21 protein-coding genes are annotated in these 24196 nt (G+C 71.3%); 11 read left to right on the top strand and 10 right to left on the bottom strand.

Going from position 1 to position 24196, the window contains the following annotated elements; translation table 11 throughout:
- Positions 1–18 precede the first annotated feature (18 nt).
- The 4 genes from ABD161_RS00790 to ABD161_RS00775 all read left to right on the top strand — a co-directional run bounded on the left by ABD161_RS00790 (position 19) and on the right by ABD161_RS00775 (position 3328).
- Positions 19–822: a carbohydrate ABC transporter permease gene (locus ABD161_RS00790; RefSeq protein WP_343998768.1), complete on the top strand. Its 804-nt coding sequence runs from the start codon at positions 19–21 to the stop codon at positions 820–822.
- Positions 819–1928, top strand: coding sequence for a Gfo/Idh/MocA family protein (locus ABD161_RS00785; protein WP_343998766.1), 1110 nt, complete (start codon positions 819–821; stop codon positions 1926–1928). The genes ABD161_RS00790 and ABD161_RS00785 overlap by 4 nt, the downstream gene beginning before the upstream one ends.
- Entirely contained in the window at positions 1925–2938 is a 1014-nt protein-coding gene (locus tag ABD161_RS00780) for a sugar phosphate isomerase/epimerase family protein (RefSeq protein ID WP_343998764.1), read from the top strand. The genes ABD161_RS00785 and ABD161_RS00780 overlap by 4 nt, the downstream gene beginning before the upstream one ends.
- A 99-nt stretch (positions 2939–3037) precedes the next feature.
- On the top strand, positions 3038–3328 hold the full coding sequence (locus ABD161_RS00775) for a hypothetical protein (protein WP_343998762.1): 291 nt from the start codon (positions 3038–3040) through the stop codon (positions 3326–3328).
- 130 nt (positions 3329–3458) lie between these two features.
- Here ABD161_RS00775 and ABD161_RS00770 read toward each other — a convergent pair whose 3' ends face one another.
- The gene (locus ABD161_RS00770; RefSeq protein WP_343998760.1) at positions 3459–4094 is read right to left on the bottom strand and encodes a metal-dependent transcriptional regulator; all 636 of its coding nucleotides are present in this window, start codon (positions 4092–4094) and stop codon (positions 3459–3461) included.
- Positions 4095–4125: 31 nt separating this feature from the next.
- Positions 4126–5403: an Nramp family divalent metal transporter gene (locus ABD161_RS00765; protein WP_343998757.1), complete on the bottom strand. Its 1278-nt coding sequence runs from the start codon at positions 5401–5403 to the stop codon at positions 4126–4128.
- A gap of 92 nt (positions 5404–5495) precedes the next feature.
- Between ABD161_RS00765 and ABD161_RS00760 the strand changes: the two genes are divergently transcribed.
- Entirely contained in the window at positions 5496–6104 is a 609-nt protein-coding gene (locus ABD161_RS00760; RefSeq protein WP_135115694.1) for a TrmH family RNA methyltransferase, read from the top strand.
- Positions 6105–6125: 21 nt separating this feature from the next.
- Here ABD161_RS00760 and ABD161_RS00755 read toward each other — a convergent pair whose 3' ends face one another.
- Positions 6126–7547 (bottom strand): M23 family metallopeptidase, encoded by a 1422-nt coding sequence (locus tag ABD161_RS00755; RefSeq protein WP_343998755.1) that lies wholly within the window; start codon positions 7545–7547, stop codon positions 6126–6128.
- A 132-nt stretch (positions 7548–7679) separates the two neighbouring features.
- Between ABD161_RS00755 and ABD161_RS00750 the strand changes: the two genes are divergently transcribed.
- A complete protein-coding gene (locus tag ABD161_RS00750; RefSeq protein WP_343998753.1) occupies positions 7680–8150 on the top strand; it encodes a VOC family protein in 471 nt (156 codons plus the stop codon).
- A 70-nt stretch (positions 8151–8220) separates the two neighbouring features.
- Here ABD161_RS00750 and ABD161_RS00745 read toward each other — a convergent pair whose 3' ends face one another.
- Both ABD161_RS00745 and ABD161_RS00740 read right to left on the bottom strand, forming a co-directional pair.
- Positions 8221–9489: a glycoside hydrolase family 6 protein gene (locus ABD161_RS00745; RefSeq protein WP_343998751.1), complete on the bottom strand. Its 1269-nt coding sequence runs from the start codon at positions 9487–9489 to the stop codon at positions 8221–8223.
- Positions 9490–9643: 154 nt separating this feature from the next.
- Complete coding sequence (locus ABD161_RS00740; RefSeq protein ID WP_343998749.1) at positions 9644–10987, bottom strand: MATE family efflux transporter; 1344 nt, start codon at positions 10985–10987, stop codon at positions 9644–9646.
- Positions 10988–11287: 300 nt separating this feature from the next.
- Between ABD161_RS00740 and ABD161_RS00735 the strand changes: the two genes are divergently transcribed.
- The 3 genes from ABD161_RS00735 to ABD161_RS00725 all read left to right on the top strand — a co-directional run bounded on the left by ABD161_RS00735 (position 11288) and on the right by ABD161_RS00725 (position 15014).
- Positions 11288–11710, top strand: coding sequence for a GNAT family N-acetyltransferase (locus ABD161_RS00735; RefSeq protein ID WP_343998747.1), 423 nt, complete (start codon positions 11288–11290; stop codon positions 11708–11710).
- Between the two features lie 223 nt (positions 11711–11933).
- Positions 11934–12896 (top strand): hypothetical protein, encoded by a 963-nt coding sequence (locus tag ABD161_RS00730; RefSeq protein ID WP_343998745.1) that lies wholly within the window; start codon positions 11934–11936, stop codon positions 12894–12896.
- Between the two features lie 138 nt (positions 12897–13034).
- Positions 13035–15014: a M13 family metallopeptidase gene (locus ABD161_RS00725; protein WP_343998743.1), complete on the top strand. Its 1980-nt coding sequence runs from the start codon at positions 13035–13037 to the stop codon at positions 15012–15014.
- A 58-nt stretch (positions 15015–15072) separates the two neighbouring features.
- Here ABD161_RS00725 and ABD161_RS00720 read toward each other — a convergent pair whose 3' ends face one another.
- The gene (locus ABD161_RS00720) at positions 15073–15666 is read right to left on the bottom strand and encodes an ATP-binding protein (RefSeq protein ID WP_343998741.1); all 594 of its coding nucleotides are present in this window, start codon (positions 15664–15666) and stop codon (positions 15073–15075) included.
- Between the two features lie 131 nt (positions 15667–15797).
- Between ABD161_RS00720 and ABD161_RS00715 the strand changes: the two genes are divergently transcribed.
- Together ABD161_RS00715 and ABD161_RS00710 are read left to right on the top strand one after the other, a co-directional pair.
- Positions 15798–18962 (top strand): DEAD/DEAH box helicase, encoded by a 3165-nt coding sequence (locus ABD161_RS00715; protein ID WP_343998739.1) that lies wholly within the window; start codon positions 15798–15800, stop codon positions 18960–18962.
- A gap of 152 nt (positions 18963–19114) precedes the next feature.
- Complete coding sequence (locus tag ABD161_RS00710; protein ID WP_343998737.1) at positions 19115–20017, top strand: serine hydrolase; 903 nt, start codon at positions 19115–19117, stop codon at positions 20015–20017.
- Between the two features lie 109 nt (positions 20018–20126).
- On the opposite strand, the gene ABD161_RS00705 is transcribed toward ABD161_RS00710, so the two are convergent.
- From ABD161_RS00705 to ABD161_RS00690, 4 genes are all read right to left on the bottom strand, one after another.
- Entirely contained in the window at positions 20127–20735 is a 609-nt protein-coding gene (locus ABD161_RS00705; RefSeq protein ID WP_343998735.1) for a PadR family transcriptional regulator, read from the bottom strand.
- Between the two features lie 120 nt (positions 20736–20855).
- The gene (gene ligM, locus ABD161_RS00700) at positions 20856–22265 is read right to left on the bottom strand and encodes a vanillate/3-O-methylgallate O-demethylase (RefSeq protein ID WP_343998733.1); all 1410 of its coding nucleotides are present in this window, start codon (positions 22263–22265) and stop codon (positions 20856–20858) included.
- A 145-nt stretch (positions 22266–22410) separates the two neighbouring features.
- Positions 22411–23286, bottom strand: a complete 876-nt coding sequence (gene purU, locus ABD161_RS00695; RefSeq protein ID WP_343998732.1) for a formyltetrahydrofolate deformylase — start codon at positions 23284–23286, stop codon at positions 22411–22413.
- A complete protein-coding gene (locus tag ABD161_RS00690) occupies positions 23283–24089 on the bottom strand; it encodes a methylenetetrahydrofolate reductase (protein WP_343999108.1) in 807 nt (268 codons plus the stop codon). Before ABD161_RS00690 ends, purU begins: the two co-directional genes overlap by 4 nt.
- Positions 24090–24196 lie beyond the last annotated feature (107 nt).

The raw sequence follows: 24196 nt of genomic DNA, 5'->3' as shown, positions 1-24196 counted from the left end.
TTCAAGATCCTCCGGGCGGTGGGTCTGGCCGTCCTGTCGATGCTGGTGATCGTGCCGCTGTATGTGATGGTGGTCACCTCGTTCAAGCCGCTGCAGGACGTCTCCGGCACCTTCGAATGGTGGCCGTCGGTGCTGACGATCCAGCCGTACATCGACATGTGGTCGACCGTGCCGTTGGCGCGGTACTTCACGAACAGCCTCATCGTGACGGTCGTGGCGACCATCTGCTCGGTGGTCCTCGCGATCCTCGCCGCCTATGCGGTGTCGCGATTCTCGTTCCGCGGCAACAGGCTGTTCCGCCTGGTGGTGCTGTCGACGCAGATGTTCCCCGGCATCCTCTTCCTGCTGCCGCTGTTCCTCATCTTCACGCAGGTGCAGAAGACCATCGGCGTGCAGCTCAACGGCAGCTATCTCGGGCTCATCCTGACGTACCTGACGTTCTCGCTCCCGTTCTCGATCTGGATGCTGACCGGCTTCTTCGCCGCGATGCCCGCCGCACTGGAGGAGGCCGCGATGATCGACGGCCTGAGCCGCTGGGGCGCGCTGTGGCGCATCGTGATCCCTGTCGCCCGCCCCGGGATCATCGCCGTGAGCGTCTACTGCTTCATCACCGCGTGGAGCGAGGTGCTCTTCGCGAGCGTGCTGTCGAACAAGGGCACGAGGACCCTGTCGATCGGTCTGCGCGCCTACGCCTCGCAGACCGACGTCTACTGGAACGAGATGATGGCGGCGTCGATCGTCGTGTCGCTGCCCGTGCTGATCGGCTTCCTTATCGTGCAGCGGCAGCTCATCTCAGGCCTGTCGGCGGGAGCGGTCAAGTGACGTCGGGGGCCGTGACGGATGGATCGGGCGCGCTGCGCGTCGGGATCGTCGGCGGGGGCTTCATGGCCCGCACACATGCGCACGCGGCGCGGGCCGCGGGCGCCGAGGTGGCGGCGATCCTGTCGTCGGCGCCGGATCGCACGGCGCAGGCGGCGGCGGAGCTGGCGGTGCCGCACGCGGCCGCCTCGCTCGACGAGCTGATCGACCGGGTCGACGTCGTCCACGTCTGCTCGCCCAACCGCTGGCACCTGGAGCAGTCGCTCGCCGTGCTCGCCGCGGGGACGCACGTGGTGTGCGAGAAGCCGCTGGCGACAACGGCGGCCGACGCGTCGCGCCTTGTCGAGGCGGCCGGGTCGCTCGTGGCGACAGTGCCGTTCGTCTACCGCTTCCACCCCATGGCGCGCGAGGCCCGGGCGCGGGTCGCGGCCGGCGGCATCGGCCGGCTGCTGACGCTGCGCGGCTCGTACCTGCAGGACTGGCTGCTCGGGCCCGGCGAGCAGAACTGGCGCGTCGACCCGGTGGCGGGGGGCGCGTCCCGCGCCTTCGGCGACATCGGCTCACACCTCGTCGACCTGCTTGAATTCGTCACGGGAGACCGGATCACCCGGATCGCCGCGCGCACGCAGACCGCGCATCCCGAGCGGGCAGGAGCCGAGGTGCGCACCGAGGATGCCGTCGCCGTCGTGGTCGAGACCGCGAGCGGCGCGATCGGCTCGCTGCTGGTGTCGCAGGTCGCGGCGGGGCGCAAGAACGCGCTGACGATCGAGGTGTCCGGCAGCGAGGGCGCCGTGGCGTTCGACCAGGAGCATCCGGATGAGCTGTGGCTCGGCGGGCGGGACGCCTCGTCGGTCGTCTCGCGCGATGCGGCGATCCTGTCGGCGGACGCCGCCCGGCTCTCGGTGGTGCCGTCGGGGCATCCGATGGGCTATCTCGACGCGTTCACCGGGTTCGCGCGCGACACCTACGCCGCCATCCGCGGCGAGCGGCCGGATGGCCTGCCGCGCTTCGCCGACGGCGCCCGCGCCGCCGTGCTGACCGAGGCGGTGCTCGCCGCCGCGGCCGAGGACCGCTGGATCGACATCCCTACGGAAGGACTCACGACATGAGCGAGGCATCGCACCCCGTCACCCTGTTCACCGGCCAGTGGGCCGACCTGCCGTTCGAGGAGGTGGCGAAGCTCGCGGCCGAGTGGGGCTATGACGGTCTCGAGATCGCGGCCTCGGGCGATCACCTCGACCTGCAGCGGGCCGACGAGGACGACGCGTACGTGCAGTCGCGCCTGGACATCCTCGACAAGCACGGGCTGAAGGCGTGGGCGATCTCGAACCACCTCGGCGGTCAGGCGATCTGCGACGACCCGATCGACTTCCGCCACCAGGCGATCGTGCGCCCCTACATCTGGGGCGACGGCGACCCCGAGGGAGTGCGCCAGCGCGCGGCGGAGGACATGAAGCGCGCCGCCCGCGTCGCCCGGAAGCTCGGCATCGACACGGTCGTCGGGTTCACCGGCTCGAGCATCTGGCAGTACGTGGCGATGTTCCCGCCCGTCCCCGCCGAGCGCATCGACGCCGGCTACGAGGACTTCGCGAACCGCTGGAACCCCATCCTCGACGTCTTCGACGCCGAGGGGGTGCGGTTCGCGCACGAGGTGCACCCGTCGGAGATCGCCTACGACTACTGGACGACCGTCCGCACGCTCGAGGCCATCGATCACCGCGAGGCCTTCGGCATCAACTGGGACCCGAGCCACATGTTCTGGCAGGGCGTCGACCCGATCGGCTTCATCACCGACTTCGCCGACCGGATCTACCACGTCGACTGCAAGGACACGCGCCTGCGCCCGCAGACGGGCCGCAGCGGCATCCTCGGTTCGCACCTGCCGTGGGGCGACCCGCGCCGCGGGTGGGATTTCGTCTCGACCGGGCACGGCGACATCCCCTGGGAGGACGCGTTCCGCGCCCTCGGCGCGATCGGCTACGAGGGTCCGATTTCGATCGAATGGGAGGACGCCGGCATGGACCGCCTGCACGGCGCCGCCGAGGCGGTGGGCCGCATCCGGTCGCTGCTGTGGAAGCGCCCGGAGGCGTCGTTCGACGCGGCCTTCAGCAACCAGTAGGACGGCCGGGGGAAAACTGCCCTCGCGCGGACTCGGGGCTGCTGGTTGTATTGCACCGTCGGGGGGAGGGCTCCCCGCGCGACAACCAAGGAGATTCGGATGACCACTCAGTACCCCCAGCAGCCGGGTTACCCGGCCGCCGGCCCCGTCGACCCGGGTCGCGGAATGTCGATCGCGGGCATCATCTGCGGCGTGCTCGTTCCCGTCGTGGGCCTGATCCTGTCGATCATCGGTCGCAACAAGTCGAAGCAGGCCGGTTTCGACGGCAAGCTCGGCACCATCGGCCTCATCGTCAGCATCGTGTTCATCGTGCTGTGGATCATCGGCGCCATCGCGATGTGGGCGTTCTTCGCGGCGCTCATGGCCGAGTACGGCACCTACATGGGCTGACCCACTCGCCCCTTCGGATCCCGCGCGGCCCCCGGCCGTGCGGGATCCGTCGTCTTACCGGTCGTTGAGCGGAGCGGAGTCGAAGCCACCGCCCCAGCCACCGCCCCAGCCGCCACCCCAGCCGCCACCTTCAGGCGCTGAGCCAGATCACCTCCGCCGCCCCCGAGGGCAGCTCGACGTTCTCACCGGCGATGTCGAGTCCGCGCGCGGTGACGCGCACATCCTGTCCCACGGCGATCCCGGCGGCCTCGATGAGCCGCAGCAGTCCCGGGTCGCGGTCGCTGACGCGCAGGATCCGTCCGGCGTGGCCCTCGCGCGCCTCCGCGAGCAGCACGAACCGCACCCGCTCGACGAGCCCGGCGGCATCCGGAATCGGATCGCCGTGCGGATCGAACCTCGGACGCCCCAGCCGCTCGTCGATCTTCTCGAGCAGGCGGTCGCTGATCGTGTGCTCGAGCACCTCTGCCTCCTCGTGCACCTCGTCCCAGGCGTAGCCGTACTCCTCGACGAGCCAGGTCTCGATCAGCCGGTGCCGCCGCACCATCTCGAGCGCGCGCCGCTCGCCCTCGGGCGTCAGTCGCACGGCCCGGTACGGCTCGTGCGCGACGAACCCCAGCGCGCTGAGCTTCTTGACCATCTCGGTCACGCTGGACGGGGCGATCCCGAGCTTGGCGGCCAGCACCGACGGCGTGATGGGCGCGTCCTGCCACTCGGTGTGGGCGTACACCGTCTTCAGGTAGTCGTCGATCGCGGGCGAGTGCGGCACCCCTCCAGGCTAGGGCGTGCCCCCTGACGGCCTACGCCCCGGTCGCCACCAGCCACAGCAGCAGGGCGTTCAGCGTGATGAGGAACGCGGCGGCGACGGCGCCGAGGGCGGTCGTCAAGACGCGGTTGCGGTGCTCGCCGAGGGTGCGTCGCTGGGCGGTGAGCACGACAAGCGGCACGAGGGCGAACGGGATGCCGAACGACAGCACGACCTGGCTCAGCACGAGCGCGAGCGTGGGGTCGAAGCCCACGCCCAGGATGGCGAGGGCCGGGACGAGCGTGATCAGGCGCCGCGCGATCAGCGGGATCCGCACCCGCAGCAGCCCCTGCATGATCTCGGCGCCGGCGTAGGCGCCCACCGAGGTCGAGGCGAGGCCGCTGGCGAGCAGGCCCACGGCGAAGAGCGTCGCGATCGCGGGGCCGAGGCCGGCGGCGATCGCCGCGTGCGCTCCCTCGAGGCTGTCGGTGCCGGCGACGCCCGGCAGGTTCGCCGCGGCGAGCAGCAGGATGGCGAGGTTCACCGACCCGGCGACGGCGAGCGCGATGGTGACATCCCACTTCGTCGCGCGGAGGATCCGGGTGACGCTCACCCCTCCCTCGCGGAGTGATCCGTCGCCCTGCACGAGGTGCGCGGATCCGCGCGGGGCGAACCGATCCCGCGCGAGCGCCGAGTGGGCGTAGATCGCGTGGGGCATGACCGTCGCCCCCAGGATCGACGCGGTGAGCAGGACGGATCCGCTGTCCGTGAACCGCGGCACGAGCCCCGCGAGCACCGATCCGCCGTCGGGCGGGCCGACGAACACGCCGACGGCGAAGCCGATCGCGATGATGATCAGCAGTCCCATGATCACGAACTCGAACGGCTTCGCGCCCCGGGTCGACTGCACGACGAGCAGCGCGAGCGACACGGCCCCGGTGATGAGGCCGCCCCACAGCAGCGGCACGCCGAACAGCAGGTTGAGCGCCACCGCGCCGCCGATCACCTCGGCGATGTCGGTGGCCATCGCGACGAGCTCGGCCTGCAGCCAGTACGCGCGCCGCCCCCAGCGGTTGCGGATGCGCCTCCCCAGCACCTCGGGCAGGCTCTCGCCCGTGACGACGCCGAGCTTGGCCGACAGGTACTGGATGAGCCACGCCATCGCGTTGCCGATCACCACGACCCAGACGAGCAGGTAGCCGTAGCGCGCCCCGGCCGTCATGTTGCTGGCGACGTTGCCGGGATCGAGGTAGGCGACGCCCGCCACGAGCGCCGGGCCGAGCAGCCACGCGACCCGCGGGGGGCGCGTCATCCGGGTCTCCGTCGTCGTCATGCCGACAGTGTGCCAGAGATTTAGGCGCACCGAAAACTGCCGACGGGTAACCTTCTCGAGTGACGGATCCGACCCCCGAGACCCACGCCCCGATGGACGAAGTGCGCGGCCACGGCGTCGGCCCGTGGGAGGGCGATCCGCCCGAGGACCCCGTCTACGACCCCGAGCTGCTCGCGCACGGCGACACCCGCAACGTCATCGACCGCTACCGGTACTGGCGCATGGAGGCGATCGTCGCCGACCTCGACGCGCGGCGGCATCCGTTCCATGTCGCGATCGAGAACTGGCAGCACGACATGAACATCGGATCGATCGTGCGCAGCGCCAACGCGTTCCTCGCCGACACCGTTCACATCATCGGGCGCCGCCGCTGGAATCGCCGCGGGGCGATGGTGACCGACCGATACCAGCACGTTGTGCACCACGAGGATGTCGCGGCGTTCGCCGCGTGGGCGCGCGCGGAGGGCATCCCGATCCTGGCCGTCGACAACGTGGGGGAGGCGGTGCCGGTCGATCGTGCCGAGCTGCCCGAGCGGTGCGTCCTGCTGTTCGGTCAGGAGGGGCCGGGGCTGTCGGATGAGGCGCTCGCCGCGGCATCCGGGCACATCGAGATCACCCAGTACGGCTCGACCCGCTCGATCAACGCCTCGGCCGCGGCGGCTGTTGTGATGTACGAGTGGTGCCGCCGCCACGCCGGCTGAGTCAGGATCGCCCGGGCCGCGTCACAGCAGCGAGTCGACCACACTGCCGACGACGGACGTCGAGGTGGGGGTCGGTGCGGGCTCCGTCGGCGTCGGGGTCGTCGTCACCGACGCCTTGGTGGGCGCCACCGTGGTCGACGTCGTCGGGGCCGGAGCGGGAGTGCTCGTCGAGGTGCTCGGGCTCGGTGCGGGCGAGCTCGGGGTCGGCTCGGACGTCGCGGGCGGCGTTGTGGGCGCCGGTGCCGGGGTGGTGGGCGCCGGTGTCGTGGGTGCGGGCGTCGTGGGTGCCGGCGACGTCGGCGTCGGGCTGGTGCTGGGCGTGGGGGTGCCCGACGGGGTGCCGCTCGGCGTCGGGGTCGGGGTCCCGGTGGGGGTGCCGGTCGGACTCGGGGTCGGCGTGCCGGTGGGGGTGCCGGTCGGGCTGGGCGTCGGCGTGCCGGTGGGGGTGCCGGACGGGCTCGGCGTGGGCGTGCCGCTCGGCGTGCTGCTCGGCGTGGGCGTCGGCGCGGGGTCTTCGGGCAGCGCGGCCGGCTGGCCGGGTGCCGGCACGTCCTTGGGCGTCCAGCCCTTGATGTCCGGGCGCTTCGAGCTGCCGCCGAGGTACCCCAGGGGGTCGACCGGGACTCCTCCCACGCGCACCTCGAAGTGAAGGTGGGGGCCGAAGCTGCGGCCGGTGTTGCCCACGAGGCCGATCGGCGTGCCGGTCTCGACCCAGTCGCCCGCATCGACCACGCGGCTGCCGTGCACCATGTGCCCGTAGAGCGTGACCATGCCGTCGACGTGAAGGATCATCACCGCGACGCCGTAGCCGAAGTAGCCCTCGCTCGACAGGATGACGATTCCCGGCGCCGCCGCCCCGATGGGGGTGCCGGAGGCCGCGGCGATGTCGAGGCCCATGTGACGCCCGCCGCGCGCGCCGAAGACATCCGTGATCGATCCACCGCCGCTGACGGGCCAGGCGAGCTGCCCGACCTGCGAGAGATCGAGGTCCTCGGCGAAGCCCGTGAGATCCACCGGGATGTCCGCGGCGATCGCCGCGCGCACGAGCTTGAGGCGTGCCTCGCGGCGCGCCTCGGCCAGCTCCTCGGGCGTCGTCGCCTCGTACGTGCTCGGCGCGACGAGCGAGGCGGCCGCCTGCACCTCGGCCGCGAGATCGGCGGTCTCCTCGGGGAGGCCCTCGCCGACGAAGCGCGGCAGACCGACATCCGGGGCGCCGAAACCGGTCTGCTCCTCGTCGGAGCCGCCCGCCATGGCCGGCTCGGCGACGATCGAGACCGGCGCTGCGGTCTGCTCCGCGGGGGTGGGGAAGGCGGCTCCCGTGGCGGCGACGGACAGGCCGAGAAGCGCCAGGACCGCCGTCGATCGTCCCGCGCGTACAGCGAAGACGTGACGCGGATGCGGCGTCACGGGATGCTGAACGGGCTTGGCGATCGGTGCATGCATATGGAGTCCCCCGACCCATCGTGCGCGTGAAACCCCGCGGAGGGAACCCCTGGGGCGGATTTTCCCGCTGGCCGGGGGTATCGACGCACCCCCGCGCCGGGCGTAACGTGACGCGCGACGAGGAGGTCAGACATGATCAGCGCACCGCTCATCCGCCCGTTCCTCTGGTTCGACGGCAACGCCCGCGAAGCGATGGAGTACTACTGCGAGGTGTTCCCCGAGAGCCGGATCGACCGCGTCGACGAGTACCCGGATGAGAGTCTCGACAGCCACTTCGAGGGGATGTCGGGGAAGGTCATCAACGGGGAGTTCACCCTCGGCGGGGTGAAGTTCGGCTGCCTCGACGGCGGCCCCCTGTTCACCTTCAACGAGTCGATCTCGTTCGTCGTCGCCTGCCGGGACCAGGCGGAGATCGACTACTACTGGGCTCGCCTGTCGGCCGTGCCCGAGTCGGAGCAGTGCGGCTGGTGCAAGGACCGTTTCGGCGTCAGCTGGCAGATCGTTCCCGCCGAGATGGATGCCCTCATGGAGACGCCCGAGCAGGTGCAGGCGATGATGCGCATGAAGAAGATCGACATCGCCGAGCTGCGCTCGCTCGCCTGACGACCTTCGCGCATCCCCCGCTGTCCGCTCAACGGCCGGGGTCGCCGGCCGTTGAGCGGAGCGGATGGGATCAGCCGACGGCAGGCACCGCGTTCTCGATGAGCTCGCGCACCATGTCGGGGAACCAGCCGCCGGCGCGCGGGTCGACGACGCCGCGTGCCGGGTCCTCGGGGCCGGCGGTGCCGCGCAGGCATTCGCCGTCCGACTCGCCGGGCACCTTGATCCACAGGTAGGCGTCGATCAGCTCGTCGCCGGTGTCGGTCGTGGGACGCAGGCCCAGGCCGCGGTCGAGCGGGTTGCACCAGTCCTCGTAGTCGGTCGCGACCTCCCACGCGCCCTGGCCGTTGCGGCTCGTGTCGAGCACGAAATGCGTCGTCGGCTCGACGTCGCCCAGTTGCGAGGCGTAGCGCGAGTCGACGCCCGACGTGTCGAGGGCTGGATCGGGGTTGCCCGCGCTCCACTCGCCGTAGTTGTCCATCGCGACCCCCGACCAGTTGTTCGCCGGCCCGCCGTTCCAGTACTGGCTGCCGCAGTCGGCGAAGGCCCCGTCGAGCTCGGTGACGAGTGCGATGCAGGACGAGATCCAGTGGCCGTACGCGGTGAGGTTCGCCGTGAAGTGGTAGTTCGAGGCGTTCAGGAAGAACCCGTCGGCCTTCTCCACGCCGGCCTTGATCAGCCGGTCGCTGATGTCGCCGACGTTCAGCCATCCGCTGTGCGTGCCGTCGAGGTAGACCGCCGTGTTCGGCAGGGCGGCGAGGGTGTCGACGGCGTGGTTCAGCATGGCGAAGCGCTCGCTCGCGGCCGTCGCCGCCTCCGCCTCGGCCGGCTGGCACCACTCCTGGGTGCCCTCCACGGAGGTGTAGTGGGGGATGATGCCGAGCCCGTCGGGCTCGAGGATCACGACCGCCTCCTTGTTGCCGATCCCCTTCGCGAAGCCGTCGATCCAGGCGGTGTACTCCGCGAGGGTCGTGGCGCCGCCGGAGGAGTACTGCGCGCAGTCGCGGAACGGGACGTTGTAGGCGACGAGCACGGGGATCTCATCGGCCGCGTGGGCACGCACCACCGCCTCCTTCACGTCCTGCTTGACGGTGATCGGGGTTCCGGCCGTGAACCACGTCGCGGTGGGGAACTGGGCGAGGTACTCGGCATCCTCCCGTGCCTGCCCGGTGAGGCTCTCGGCGGCCTCGAGGGTCGTGCTGTCGGGGTTCGTCCAGAGCGTCGCGCTCGGATCGAGGACGTCGTTCGCGGCGAAGGCCGGCGAGCCGCCGGCGAGGGATGCGAGGACGAGCGCAGCGGCGGTGACCGCTCCCGCTCGCCTCGTCGTCGAGGCGTGGGGCATGTGCTTCTCCTGTGGCGGGGCCGTCGCTCGACGATGAGGCGACGGCGGTGTCGGATGTCGATTCGCCGTCGTGGGAGCGCTCCCACGATCGGCCCTCTCCACGCTGGCCTCCGCCGCGGCAGAAGTCAAGGGGAAAGGAGCCGCGCGGGCCCGATCAGGACGGGCGCGCCGCGATCCGGTCGCCCGTGGTCATCCAGCGGCTGCCGCGCACGCGGGCCCCGAGGCCCACGGCCCGCGCGAGCATCAGCACGCCGAAGAAGCCGACCGTGAGCCACGCGAGCCCGGCGGCGCCCGTCGGCTCGAGCGATGCGATCAGCCACAGCGCCGGCAGGAACGGCACGAGGTTCGCCACGCCCACGATCGCGAGGAAGCGCGCGTCGCCGGCGCCCATCAGCACCCCGTCGAGGACGTAGACGATGCCCGCGAGCGGCTGGCCGATCGCCATCAGGATCAGGGCCGGCTGGATGAGCGCCGCCAGCGCGGGATCGCCGGTGAACGCCAGCCCGAGCACACCGGAGAGAGCCGCGATCAGGATGCCGATGGCCACGCCGAACCATCCGCCCCAGGCGAGGGTGCGGCGCAGGACGAAGCGCACCGCATCCGGGTCTCCCGCACCGAGGTGCTTTCCGATCAGGGCCTGCGCGGCGATCGCGAGGGCGTCGAGCGCGTAGGCGGCGGTCGAGGCGATCGTGAAGACCACCTGCCATCCGGCGAGTTCGCGGGTGCCGAGGCCGGTCGCGACGGCCACGGTCAGCAGCAGCGCGAGTCGCAGGCTCACCGTGCGCACGAACAGCCAGCCGCCGGCGAGGGCCGAGCCGCGGATGCCGTCGCGCTGGGGCCGCAAGCGGGCGTCGTGCCGGCGCGCGAGGCGGCCGACCACAACGGCGTACGCGGCGACCATCCCCCATTGGGCGACGACCGTTCCCACCGCCGACCCGGCGATCCCCCATCCGAAGCCGTAGATGAACAGCGCGTTGAGCACGGCGTTCGAGAGGAAGCCGAGTCCCGCGATCCACAGCGGCACGACCGTGTCCTGCAGCCCGCGCAGCAGCCCGGTCGCCGCGAAGACGATGAGCATCGCGGGGAGGCCCCACATCGAGATGCCGAGGTAGATGGTCGCGTGGGCCGCAACCTCGGTGGCCGGTCCGAACGCCGCGACGAGGGCCGGCGTCGCGAGGTACCCGGCGACGGCGAGCACGGCGCCGAGCCCCAGCGCGAGCCACATCCCGTCGATGCCGACCGACACGGCTCCGCGGATGTCGCCCGCGCCGAACCGGCGCGCGACGCCCGGCGTGGTCGCATACGCGAGGAAGACCATCAGCCCGACGATCGTGCTCAGCACCGCCGACGCGATCCCCAGCCCCGCCAGCGGCTCGATGCCCAGGTGCCCGACGAGCGCCGCGTCGACCATCAGGAACAGCGGCTCGGCCACGAGCGACCCCAGCGCCGGCACCGCCAGCCGCAGGATGTCGCGGTTGAGCGTGCGCGTCCGGGTCACGACTCGAGGCTAGTGCGGCCCTCCGACGCCGTCGGGTCGGGTAGGTCGGCGCGCTCGGATGAGTGCCTGCGTCGCGGCGGTGGGTGGGTCGCGCGGGCGGGCCCGAGGTCACATCCCGCCCGGCGGCGCGACATCCTGCACGCGAGGGCGCATGCTTCGGGGTGTCCGGTCGCGGACAGGATGTGCACTGGGCGCGGTCAGCGGCGGGCGAGCAACGGATGTGCTGGATCGGCGCTCCGGCCTCGTCCCGATCCCCTCGACACGCTACGCGCACCGCGCATCCTGCGCTTGGATTGACGGATGACCTGGACGCTGCGCCCGAGCACGCCCGCCGATGCCGGGTGGATCGCCGAGCTGCGCGCCGAGGTGATGCGCCCGGACCTCGAGCGGCTCGATCGGTTCGACCCCGTGCGCGTGCGCGAGCGGTTCCTGTCCGCGTTCGCCCCCGCCGCGACCCGCATCATCGTCGTGGGCGGCAGGGATGTCGGGTCGATCGCTCTCCGCAGCGCTGCCGACGGATGGTGGATCGAGCACTTCTGCCTGCGCCCCGACCTTCAGGGCCGCGGGATCGGGTCGGCCGTGTTCGCCGCGGTGCTCGGCGAGTGCGAAGGACCGGTGCGGCTCAACGTGCTGCAGGGCAGCCCGGCCCGCCGGCTCTACGGGCGGCACGGCTTCCGCCTCGAGACGGAGGACCCGGTCGACGTGTTCCTCGTCCGCGGCTGAGGCTTCCGCGCGCCGAGCGCCCGTCGTGTCTCGCCAGGTCACATTCGCGTCGCGATACGCCATCCCCCGGGGTGCCCGTTCGAGGGGAGGATGTGCACTCGGCGCGCCGGGCGCATTCCCGGAACCTCGGGATGAACCGTCCACAGCGTGGATCGAAGGTTCCGTTGTGCCCATCGCCAAGATCGGGCGCGTGCGGGCCCCGGCGGAACGGGACACTCCTGGGATGGCGAACCAGGATGACGCGATCCGCGCGAGCGAGAAGACGGTGCGGCTGCTGACCCTCGATGACCTCGAGCTGCGCGGCAGCTCGCGCGACGACGTCCGGCGGCAGGTCGCCGCCAGGATGCTCGTGCGAGTGAGGCGCGGGACGTTCGTCGACGCGGCCGAGTGGGACGCGCAGTACATCGAGGGGCGACATCGTGCCCGTGCCCGCGCTTACGCATCGCGATCACCCGAGACGATCTTCGCCCTCGAGACGGCCGCGGCGCAGCACAAGCTGCCGCTGTTCCGTGTCAAGGAGGAGCGACTGCAGACTGTGACTCTGGGTCGTGCCGCGTCCTCCACCAAGAACGTCATGCGCCATCGCGTCGCGGTGGACGATGCGGATGTCGTGATGGCCGACGGCATCCATGTCACCTCCCTGTCGCGAACCGTCTTCGACCTGATCCGGAAGCTTCCGTACGACGCGGGCGTGGCCGTGGCGGACGCCGCACTTCGCAGGGCAGCGGAGATCCGATCGGGCGGTGCGGACGAGTTGCGGGCGAAGGTCACCGAGCGCCTCGAGCGCTCGCCGGGCGCGCGAGGCGTGCGGCGAGCGCGGGTTGTGCTCGCGTTCGCCGACGGGCGGTCCGGATCCGCAGGAGAGAGCGCGAGCCGCTGGTCGCTGCGGGTGATCGGATTCCGCGACTTCGAGCTGCAGGTGCCGTTCGACGGGCCGGACGGCCAGGTCTACGAGGTGGATCTGCGTTTCGACCGGAACCTCGGCGAGTTCGATGGCGAGGTGAAGTACAGCGACCCGGCGTTCCTCAGCGGCCGCACGCCACGGCAGGCGCTGCTCGACGAGAAGGAACGCGGCGACTGGATCCGCGGTCGCTCGCGCGATCCTTACGTCCGCTGGATGGACAGGCACATCCACACGGTGGACACCTTGCGCCAGCGGCTCGAGCGCTTCGGCATCCGGCCCTGAGCCGGCACTGAAAAAACGCACATGCATCCGGTCACGGCGCATCCCCGAGAGTGTGCAGTGACGGGATGGATGTGCGCCCACGGCGAACGCGGCTCCGCCGTCGCCTGCGCGTCGACGCCCGGTGCTTAGGGTGGAGCCATGACCGACGCCGCGCCCACGACCGCCCTCCGCTCCGGCATCGCCATCGAGGAGCTCAGCTCCGAGATCCGGCCGCAGGACGACCTCTACCGTCACGTCAACGGCGCGTGGATCGAGCGCACCGAGATTCCCGGCGACAAGGCCCGCTGGGGGTCGTTCCACCTGCTCGACGAGCAGGCCGAGAAGCACGTGCACGCGATCATCGAGGAGTCGCAGCAGGCCGAGCCGGGCACCGACGCTCGCAAGGTGGGCGACGCGTACGCGAGCTTCATGGACGAGGAGCGGATCGCGCAGCTCGGCACCGCTCCGCTCGAGGGCCAGCTCGCGCAGGCCGACGCCGTGACCGACGTCGCCACGTTCCTCGGGACGGTCGGCGCGCTCGACCGCCAGGGCGTCGCGAACCCGATCGGCGTGTTCGTCGAGCCCGACCCGGGAAACCCCACGCGGTACGTCCCCTTCCTCGTCCAGTCGGGCATCTCGCTGCCGGATGAGAGCTACTACCGCCTCGACAACTTCGCCGGCACGCGCGCGACGTTCCGCGAGCACGTCGAGAAGATGCTCGACCTCGCCGGGATCCCGGATGCGGCAGGGCAGGCGGATCGCGTCGTCGCTCTCGAGACGGAGATCGCCTCGCACCACTGGGACAACGTGCGCAGCCGAGACGCGGTCGCGACCTACAACCTGACGTCGTGGGACGAGGTCCAGAAGCTCATCGGCCTCGACCTCACCCCGTGGCTCGAGGGTGTCGCGCCGGGCAACCCGGCGGCGTTCACCGAGGTCGTGGCCTACCAGCCCTCGTTCCTCGAGGGCCTCGGCACGCTGCTGACCGAGGAGCGGATCGAGGACTGGAAGGCGTGGCTGCGGTTCAAGATCGTGCGCGCCGCCGCCCCGTACCTCCCCGAGCCGTTCGTGCAGGAGAACTTCGCGTTCAACGGCACCGAGCTGACGGGCGTGCCCGAGATCCGCGAGCGCTGGAAGCGCGGCGTCGCCCTCGCCGAGGGCGCCCTCGGCGAGGCCGTCGGCAAGGTCTACGTCGACCGTCACTTCCCGCCGGCCGCGAAGGCGGCGATGGATGAGCTGGTCGCGAACCTCATCGAGGCGTACCGCCAGAGCATCACGAAGCTCGAGTGGATGGGTCCCGAGACCCGCGAGCGCGCGCTGAAGAAGCTCGACTCGTTCGTCCCCAAGATCGGCTACCCCGTGAAATGGAAGGACTACTCCGAGCTCGAGATCGACGCCACGGACCTTCTCGGCAACGTGCGCCGTGCGAGCGCCTTCGAGCACGACCGCCAGATCGGCAAGGTGGGCAAGCCCATCGACCGCGACGAGTGGTTCATGACGCCGCAGACCGTGAACGCCTACTACAACCCGCTCATGAACGAGATCGTGTTCCCCGCCGCGATCCTGCAGTACCCCTTCTTCGACCCGGAGCGCGACGACGCCGCGAACTACGGCGGCATCGGCGCCGTGATCGGGCACGAGATCGGCCACGGCTTCGACGACCAGGGTTCGCGCTACGACGATCAGGGCGCCCTCAACGACTGGTGGACCGAGGCGGATCGCGCCGCGTTCGAGGAGCGCACGAAGGCGCTCATCGCGCAGTACGACGCGCTCACGCCGGTCGGCCTCGACGAGTCGCACAAGGTCAACGGCGCGCTCACGATCGGCGAGAACATCGGCGACCTCGGCGGGCTCGGCATCGCGCTGAAGGCCTACGAGCTCTCGCTCGGGGGCGGCGAGGCGCCCGTGATCGACGGCTACACGGGCGTGCAGCGGCTGCTGCTGTCGTGGGCTCAGGTGTGGCAGCAGAAGGGCCGCGACGCCGAGACCATCCGCCTGCTGACGATCGACCCGCACTCGCCGAACGAGTTCCGCTGCAACCAGATCGTCCGCAACATCGACGCGTTCTACGCGGCGTTCGACGTGACAGAGCAGGATGCGCTGTGGCTGCCGGAGGACCAGCGCGTCACCATCTGGTAGCTCGCTTCGCTCGCGGCTCGCACGCACGCTCGCTGCGCTCGCACAGCAGTTGGGTGGGCTACGTGCTGAGCAGGCGGCGGATGCCGCGGACGCGGACCGCCCGGAAGCCGGCGGCCCGCAGGTGCGTGAGGATCTGCGGCTCCTGACGCGCCAGCCGCAGGCCGCGGCGGATGAGGATGGGCAGCGGCTTGCGGCGCTCGCGCACGTCGCGCACGAAACGCAGCAGCAGAGTCAGCCAGCGGGACCGGTGCACGCACACGGCGTCGGCCAGGATGCCGCGCTCGCGCGCATCCTGCGCCACCTCCGCGACGAACACTCCCTCGGCGACGAACCTGGCGTGCCGGCCGAGGTCGAGCATGCGGGTGCCGACGGGGCCGTTGGCGGCGATGTCGTAGATCGGCACCTCGGTGCGCCCCTCGCGGGCGAGCTCGTCGAGCGCGGCGAGAGCGCGGTCGCGGTGCCAGGAGGCCGGGTCGTCCCAGTCGACCTCGCCGGATTCCAGACGGGGCAGTGCCGGGTCGTCGCCCGACCGGTAGAAGTCGTCCAGTCGCAGCAGCGGCAGACCCGACTGCTCGGCGAGCCGCGACTTGCCGGATCCGCTCGGCCCTCCGATGAGGACGACCTTGGCGAGCGGGGCGGGATCTATCGGCACGGACAGCAATTCTGCCGGAGCGATGCTGGAGGGTTGCCCCGACCGGTCGCGTGGCGCGGTCGCTTCGGCTCGCTCCGCTCGCTCAGCACCCGGGGAGTGCCCATGTCCGATGCCGCGCCTAGGCTCGAGGGGTGCCGTTCGAGCTGAGCCCTGCGGACCTTCCGCGGATCCTGCCGGCGTGGATGGTGCAGCACGGCGCCCATCTCGCCGAGCAGGGGGTCGCGCGCATCGTCGAGCGGTACGACCTCGGCGGCACCACCTCGTACGAGGGGCGCGTGGGGCGCTGGACGATCTACGTCGACCTGAGCGAGCGCGAGGGCGTGAGCGTCGACTGCGACGAGTGCGGCAAGGACGGCTGCGTGCACGCGGCGGCCATCCTGCACCTCATCGCCCACGGGGCGACGTCCGCGACGGGCCTGCGGCCGCCATCGGGGCTCGTCGAGCCGTGGCGACGCGCGCTCGAGCGCGCGCTCGACGACCCCGGCGTCGCCGAGCCGACCGACGTCGCCCTGCTGATCGGGCTCGATCGGGAGGGCGTGCAGATCCGGCCGGGACTGCGCGGAACGCGGGGCACGTGGATCCGCACCGGCATCGGCTGGCGCGACCTCGACGGCAAGGGGATCACCGCCGAGCAGCGTCGCGCGCTCGGCGAGCTCGAGGCGCTGCACGAGGCGCGCGAGCACTTCCCCGGCTCGACCCGCCCCGTGTACCGCAGCCGGTGGGGCTCGTACGATCGGGCGCCGCAGTGGATCCGGCTGGACGAGCTCCCCAGCCGCGGGCTGTGGGGAGTGCTCGCCGACCTCCGCGACGCGGGCGTCCACCTCGTCGCCGACACCAAGGCGCAGCCGCCCGTCGCGCTGCGTGCGGAGCCCGCCGCCCATCACCTCTCGCTCGACCGCCGCGACGGCGCGCTCCACGTGAAGCCGGTGATCGACCTGCAGACGGAGGACGACGTGCGGATCCTGCCCGTCGGCGTCCCCGTCGCGGCCCTCGCGATCGCGGACGACGACGGCGTGCGGGAGCTCGTGCCGCTGCGCGAACCGCTCGCCGACGCGTTCACGCGGCTGATGCAGGGCGAGGCGTTCACCATCCCCGACGAGGCGGTCGCCGACTTCGAGCGCGACTACCTGCCGAAGCTGCGCCGCGTCGCCCCGCTGCGGTCCGAGGCGGGCACGTACGACATCCCGGCCCCGGCGCGGCCGACGCTCGTCCTGACCCTCGCGCAGGCCGAGGCGCGCGCGACGCTCTCCTGGCGGTGGGAGTATCCGGATGCGTCGGGCCTGCGGCTTCCCGCCGAGGAGCGCGCGATCGGCGACGCCGTCGAGGCCGCCGCGGGCGAGCGGCGCGAGCTGCTGGGTGCGCGTCAGGGCACCGGATTCGGCGCGGCGATGCTGACGAAGGACGAGACGGTCGAGTTCCGCACGGGCGTGCTGCCCGCCCTGCGCGGCGTCGACGGGGTGCGCGTCGACGAGACCGACGAGCAGCCCGAGTACCGGTTCGCGGCCGATCCGCCCGTCGTCCACGTGTCGACCGCGCCGCACGGGAACGACTGGTTCGACCTCGAGGTGAGCGTCGACGTCGGCGGCGAGGCGGTGCCGCTCGGGATGCTGTTGACCGCGCTCGTCGCCCGCGACCGCTACGTCGTGCTGCCGAGCGGCACGGTCTTCACCCTCAACGCGACCCAGTTCGATCCGCTGCGCGAGCTGCTCGAGGAGGCGCGGTCGCTGCAGGACCGCCCGACCGGCCCGCTGCGGATCAGCCGGTGGCAGACCGACCTGTGGGAGGAGCTCGTCGGGATCGGGCTCGTCCAGGCGCAGGCGAACGACTGGCTCGACCGCCTCCGGGGTCTGACCGAGGCCGATCGGCTGGAGCCCGTCGAGGTGCCCCCGGGCTTCCGGGCGCAGCTGCGCGACTACCAGAAGGCCGGCCTCGCGTGGCTCGACTTCCTGCGGCGGCACCGCCTGGGCGGGATCCTCGCCGACGACATGGGCCTCGGCAAGACCGTGCAGGTGCTGGCGGCTCTGGAGCGTGCCCGGCAGGAGGATCCGTCGGGCCGCTATCTCGTCGTCGCGCCGACGAGCGTCGTGTCGAACTGGGTGTCGGAGGCCGCGCGCTTCGCCCCCGCGCTCCCGACGGTCGGCATGGACGAGACGAGCGGCAAGCGGGGAACCGCGCTCGCCGAGGCGGTCGGCGACGCCCGGCTCGTCGTCACCAGCTACGCGCTGTTCCGCCTTGACTTCGACGAGTACCAGGCGATGGGATTCCGGGTGCTCGTGCTCGACGAGGCACAGCAGATCAAGAACCACCGCGCCCAGACCCACCGCTGCGCGCGCGTGATGGACGTGCCGAGCAAGTTCGCGATCACCGGCACCCCGCTCGAGAACAACCTGCTCGAGCTGTGGGCGCTCGCCTCGCTCGTGGCGCCCGGACTGCTGGGCGGGGAGCGGTCGTTCACCGACCAGTACCGGAAGCCCATCGAGCGCGAGCGCAACGGCGAGCGGCTGCATCGCCTGCGCCGCCGCCTGCGGCCGTTCATGCTGCGCCGCACGAAGGAGGAGGTCGCCTCCGACCTTCCAGAGAAGACCGAGCAGCTGCTCGAGGTCGAGCTGCATCCCGCGCACCGGCGCGCGTATGCGACGCGCCTGCAGCGCGAGCGGCAGAAGGTGCTGGGGCTCCTCGACGACGTCGAGGCGAACCGGATGGAGATCCTCCGCTCCCTGACGACGCTGCGGCTGCTCGCGTTGGATCCGGATCTCGTCGACGGCGCCGGATCGGCCCCCTCCGCGAAGCTCGAGAAGCTCGGCGAGCTGCTCGAGGAGATCGTCGGCGACGGGCACAGCGTGCTGGTGTTCAGCCAGTTCACGCAGTTCCTCGGCCGCGCGGCGGCGGTCGCCGACGCGCGAGGGATCCCGTACGCCTACCTCGACGGATCCGTCTCGATGAGCGCCAGGAAGCGGATGATCGAGCGGTTCACCGGGGGAGACGTGCCGGTGTTCTTCATCTCGCTCAAGGCCGGCGGGTTCGGCCTCAACCTCACTCAGGCCGACTACTGCATCCTGCTCGACCCCTGGTGGAACCCCGCCGCCGAGGCTCAGGCGACCGACCGCGCGCACCGGATCGGGCAGACGCGTCCGGTCGTCGTCTACCGCCTGATCTCGAAGGGCACGATCGAGTCGAAGGTCGTGGCGATGCAGGAGAAGAAGTCGCGGCTGTTCCGCGACGTGCTGGCGGGAGACGACCCGTCGTCCGTCGGCGCGCTGAGCGCCACCGACTTCCGCGGCCTGATCGAGGGCTGAGGGCGAATCTTCACCGGATCGACGCCTTCGCCCGTTCGTCGGCGCCTCCGCGAAGGCGCACAATGGACGACGGGAGAGGGACTCGGAGGGCGGATCGAAGGGTCGACGTGGGATCAGATCCCCGGAGCGAGCGCCGTGCGGAGGGCGCCGAAGTGCGGCGCACTGAGCACGCGGAGCGCGCCGAAGCGATGAACGCGCCGCAGGCGACGCGGCGTGGAACGCGCCGTGGGCGCGGAAGGCAGACGAGGGACTTCCGTGCGACGACGAGCGCCCTCGAGGGCCTGTCGCTCGCCGGCGCCAGCGTGGCCGTCCACGTGACCGACCTCGACCGCGGCGATGTCGTGCTCGCCGGCGATGACCACCTGCCCCTGCCGATCGGCGGGCTCGGGGTCGTGCCGCTGCTGATCGAGACCGCGGCGCGCATCGAGGCCGGCACGCTCGATCCCCACGCCCTCGCCGAACGCGAGGCGGGGACCGTCGCGCCCACGGGCGTGTGGCGCTCGATGGCCGCGCCGACCCTGCCGATCGTGGATCTCGCGGTGCTCGCGGCGGCCGCGGGAGACGCCGCGGCGACGAACGCGCTGCTCGAGCAGGTCGGGCACGAGAACGTCACACGCCGGATCGTCGACCTCGGGATGCCGAGATCGGCGCTGCTCGACGGCTTCCGCTGCGAGCGGGGGCCGGATGACGCCCCGTACATCGCGCGCGAGTTCGCCGAGCTGTTCGCCTCCCTCGCCGCGGGCACCGCGGTCGGCCCGGCCGTGAGCGAGCGCGTCGTCGGATGGCTCAGCCCCGTCACCGACGCCGGGCTCGTCGCCGCCGCCGTGGGCGGCGATCCGTTCTCGCACGAGCCGGACGGCCACGGCCTCGTCCACTTCGCGAAGACCGGACGCGAGCGCGGGGTCCGCGCGGATGCGGGCGTGCTCGCGGGGCGCCGGGGCGCCTTCGCGTATGCGCTGATCGTCGCGTTCGACGACCTCTCGCTGCTTCACCGGCACCGTGTGCACCAGGCGTTCCACGCGCTCGGCGGCGACCTGCTCGAGTACGCGACCTGACGCGCGCGGATCCGGCGCGAGCGCACATCCAGCGCGCGGCGGCGCATCCTCCGGGAGGTGATCTGACGGCGGGGATGGGTGCTCGGCCCGGATGATGTGACGCGGGCGGCTACGCGTGACCGGCGACCGTGTCCTCCGGGCCGTAGAGGTCGTCGACCAGGGCGAGGCCCCGCTCGGCCCACGCGATCTCCGCACGCGCGCGGTCCACAAGGCCCTCGTAGCCGAACCGTTTGAAGGCGACCGTGCGGTCGTGGTCGCGCGGGTGGGTCGCCGCGAGGCGACGCTGCAGCATCGGGTTCGCGCGGGCGTCGATGCGCTCGAGCTCGGCCTCCCACTGCTCGAGCTCGCCGCGCCAGTGCCGGATGTGATCCGCGAGGAAGGAGCGGGCCGCGGCAGGAGACGCCGACTCGAGGTACGCGGCCTTCAGGTTCGCGGGTTCGCGCGCCCTCGCGTAGCTCAGCGGCCCCTCCATCCAGGCCGCGTACGCCTGGTCGCCCTCGTCGGTGAGGTGGTAGACGCGGCGGGTGCCGCGCTCGCCGCGGGGCTGGTCCTCGCCGACCACGAGCCCCTCGCTCTCCATCTTGCGCAGCTCGGGGTAGATCTGGCTGTCGGGCGCGTGCCACAGATGCCCGACAGAGACCTGGAACTGCTTCTGCAGGTCGTAGCCCGACAGCGGGCCCACGCGCAGCAGCGCCATGAGCGCGTAGCGGAGACTCATCCCGCCGCGCTCCGTCCGCTCGGTGCACTCATCCGGTCATCCCCTCGGTCTGATCCACTTCTATCGGACGAGGGGCCCGGGACACCAACTTCCCGGACCCCTCGCGTCACATCCGCCCGTTCAGCCCGTGTAGCCGGTGCGCCATCCGCCGTGGTACTCCTGGCGCGCGACCGTCGAGTACGGCACCGGGCTGACGACGACGCGCACCTCGAACTGCTCGTGCGGCTCGACCGAGGCCTTGCTCGACCCGCCGTCGGGCTCGCCCCACACGACCTTCAACTCGGTGCCCTCCGGCACGTCCGCGTCGACCGTGCCGAGCGACAGGCCGCGCTTCTCGTTGGCGCTGTAGCCGGTGAACATCGAGAAGCCCACGATGGTGCCGTCGGCGTCGACGACCTTGTCGTAGTTCGCCGACCCGTAGTTCGCCAGTGGCAGGTCGAAGAACTTGTACTGCGGGCCCTCCACATCGAGCAGGGAGGTCCAGACCTTCCCCAGGTCCTCGGCGTTCCACGCGAGGGTGACCTTCTTGCGCTGCGTCGCCGGGTCGACCTTCTCGAGCGCGTCGCGGCCGATGAAGTCGTGATCGAACTTCACGAACGACCCGTATCCCAGCTCCCACGGGGTGAGCTCGTAGTCGGCGATGTCGTCCGAGACGAAGGATCCGGCCAGCGTGCCGCTCGCCTCGTAGCTGTCGGCGGGCAGCCACTCGCGATACGCGCGCTCGGCCTCGCCCGAGTAGATCGCGGGAAGCGGGGACGGGATCCATCCGGATTCGAGCGTGTTCGACGGGTACGCCCGGGATCCGACCGGGACGAGGCCGAACTCGGCGCCCGCCTCGACGATGGCGTCGCGGATCTCGTGGTGATCGGCGTACGGGCCCCAGATCTCGAGACCGGGCGCCCCGGCCATTCCGTGACGCAGCGTGCGCACGGTCTTGCCGCCGATCTTCATGGTCGACATGTTGAAGAACTTCAGCTGCTCGAGCGGGCCGCCGTTGAGCTTCTCGATGACGTCCCACGCGCGGGGGCCCTGGATCTGGAAGCGGTAGTACTTGCGCGAGACGGCGTCGCCGTAGGGGCGCGAGGGCGAGCGGCGGTCGACCTCGATGTCGAGGTTCGCGTAGCCGCCGGTCTCACCGTGGAACAGCAGCCAGTTCGCCGCCGGGGCGCGGCCGACGTACACGTACTCGTCCTCCGCCTCGCGGAACAGGATGCCGTCGCCGATGACGCCGCCCGTCGAGCTGGTCGGCACGTACTGCTTCGCCTTGTCGACCGGGAAGTTGGCGACCGAGTTGATCGCCGTGTCGCTGATCAGCCTGATCGCGTCGGACCCCTTCATGAACAGGTTGTCCATGTGGTGCGACTGGTCGTACAGGACGGCCGTCTCGCGCCAGGCGCGCTGCTCCTTGATCCAGTTCTGGAAGTCGGCCGGCACGACGGGGTAGATGTACGAGCCGATCTGGGAGTTGCGCAGCAGCTCGACCGCCGATCCCTTGGCGTCGAGCACTTCCTGCAGGTTCTTGTGTCCCACGGTATGAACCTCTCTGTCTGTGGTGGGTTGTTGTTGTGGTCGGTGGGAGCCGTCAGCCGATTCCGCCGTTTCGACTCGGTCGCTTCGCTCCCTCGCTCAACGACCGGAGGGGATGAGCGCCCGCGGCGATGTGCGGGCCGTGGTGCTAGAACACGATCGTGTGGTTGCCCTGGCGGATGACGCGGTCCTCGGCGTGCCAGGCGACGGCGCGCGAGAGCACCGCGCGCTCGACGTCGGCGCCGCGGCGCTGCAGCTCCTCCGCCGTGTCGACGTGGGTGACGCGGACGACGTCCTGCTCGATGATCGGTCCCTCGTCCAGGTCCTCGGTGACGTAGTGCGCGGTGGCGCCGATGAGCTTCACGCCGCGCTCCTTCGCCTTGCGGTAGGGGCCCGCGCCGATGAAGGCGGGAAGGAACGAGTGGTGGATGTTGATCACCGGCACCCCGACCCGCTCGAGGAAGTCGCCCGAGATCACCTGCATGTACCGGGCGAGCACAACGAAGTCGACGTTGCCCTCCAGCAGCGTCAGGATCTGCGCCTCCGACTCGCTCTTGTCGGGCCCGGGTTGCGAGGGCACGTGGAAGAACGGCACCCCGAACGTGCGGACGTCCTCGGCGGTGTTCGTGTGGTTCGAGATCACCATCGGCACCGTCACCGGCAGCTCGCCTCGGCGGTGGCGCCACAGCAGGTCGAGCAGGCAGTGGTCGCTCTTCGAGGCCAGGATGGCCATCCGCTTGGGGACCGACTGATCCGTCAGCGTCCACTCGAGTCCGAACGGCCCGAGGGTCTGGGTGAGGTCGGCCTCGATCTCGGCCATCGCGGCGACGAGATCCGGCCGGTGGAACACCACCCGCTGGAAGAAGTCGCCCTCGACCGGGTCGGACGAGTACTGGTCGAGCGAGACGATGTTCCCCCGGTTGCGGGTGACGAGGGCCGCGACCGCGGCGACGATCCCCGGCTGGTCGGGGCCGTGGACGATGAGGCAGGCGCGGTCGCGGAGCGCGGGGTTGTGAAGGCTCACGACACCCTCCGCTGATAGTCGCGCGCCCACTCCGCCGTGGCGCGGAGGCCGCCGAACGCGTACATGTGGAGCTTCACGTCGCCCGCGCGCGGGTCGGCGGCGAGCAGGTCGCCGAGCTCGGTGACGAAGGTGTCGGGGCCGGCGGTGCCGAGCAGATTCGTCAGCGAGAAGCCGTACTTCTTCACGATCATCGCGTTGGCGCCGACGCCGAAGCGGCGCGCGAAGCTCAGCAGTCGCTTGATCCCCGCGGGGCCCGGGGTGCCGATCCGGATCGTCGCGTCGATCCCGCGGTCGCGGACGTCGCCGATCCAGGTGGTGACCGGATCCGTGTCGAACGCGAACTGGGTGAGGATCACGGCGCCGAGCCCCTGATCGCGCAGGGAGGCGGTCTTCTTCTCGAGGTGCTCCCACAGCACCTCGGTGGCGATGTCGGGGTGCCCCTCGGGGTAGCCGGAGATCGACACCTCGCGCACGCCGTACGACTGCAGCACGCCGGAGCGGATCACGTCGTACGCGCTGTCGTAGGGCCCCTCGGGGGTAGCGGGGTCGCCGCCGACCGCGAACACGTGCTCGGTCGCGCCGACCTGCTGCAGGCGGTCGAGGAACTCCTCGAGCTGCGCCTGCGACGACAGCCGCCGGGCCGAGATGTGGGGGACCGGGATGAATCCCGCGTCGACGACGGCCTTGGCGGCGGCGACCCGCATCTCGAGATCCTCGTTGCCGAGGAACGTGACGTTCACGCGCGTGCCGGGAGGGATCACATCCTGTGCCTCGTGGAGGCCGGGGATGTCCTTGCCGGTCATCTCGAGCGAGTAGTCGGCGGCGAGCGTCGCCTGCGGCGAGGTGAGGGGTGCCACGGGATGCGTTCCTTCCGGTCGGCCGCGCTTCGTTGCGCAGACGCGACGTTACC

The organism is Microbacterium paludicola (genome assembly GCF_039529675.1).
GTDB classification, from domain to species: domain Bacteria; phylum Actinomycetota; class Actinomycetes; order Actinomycetales; family Microbacteriaceae; genus Microbacterium; species Microbacterium paludicola.
Note: the sequence above shows the minus strand (reverse complement) of the source record. Positions and strands in the feature narration are given on the sequence as shown.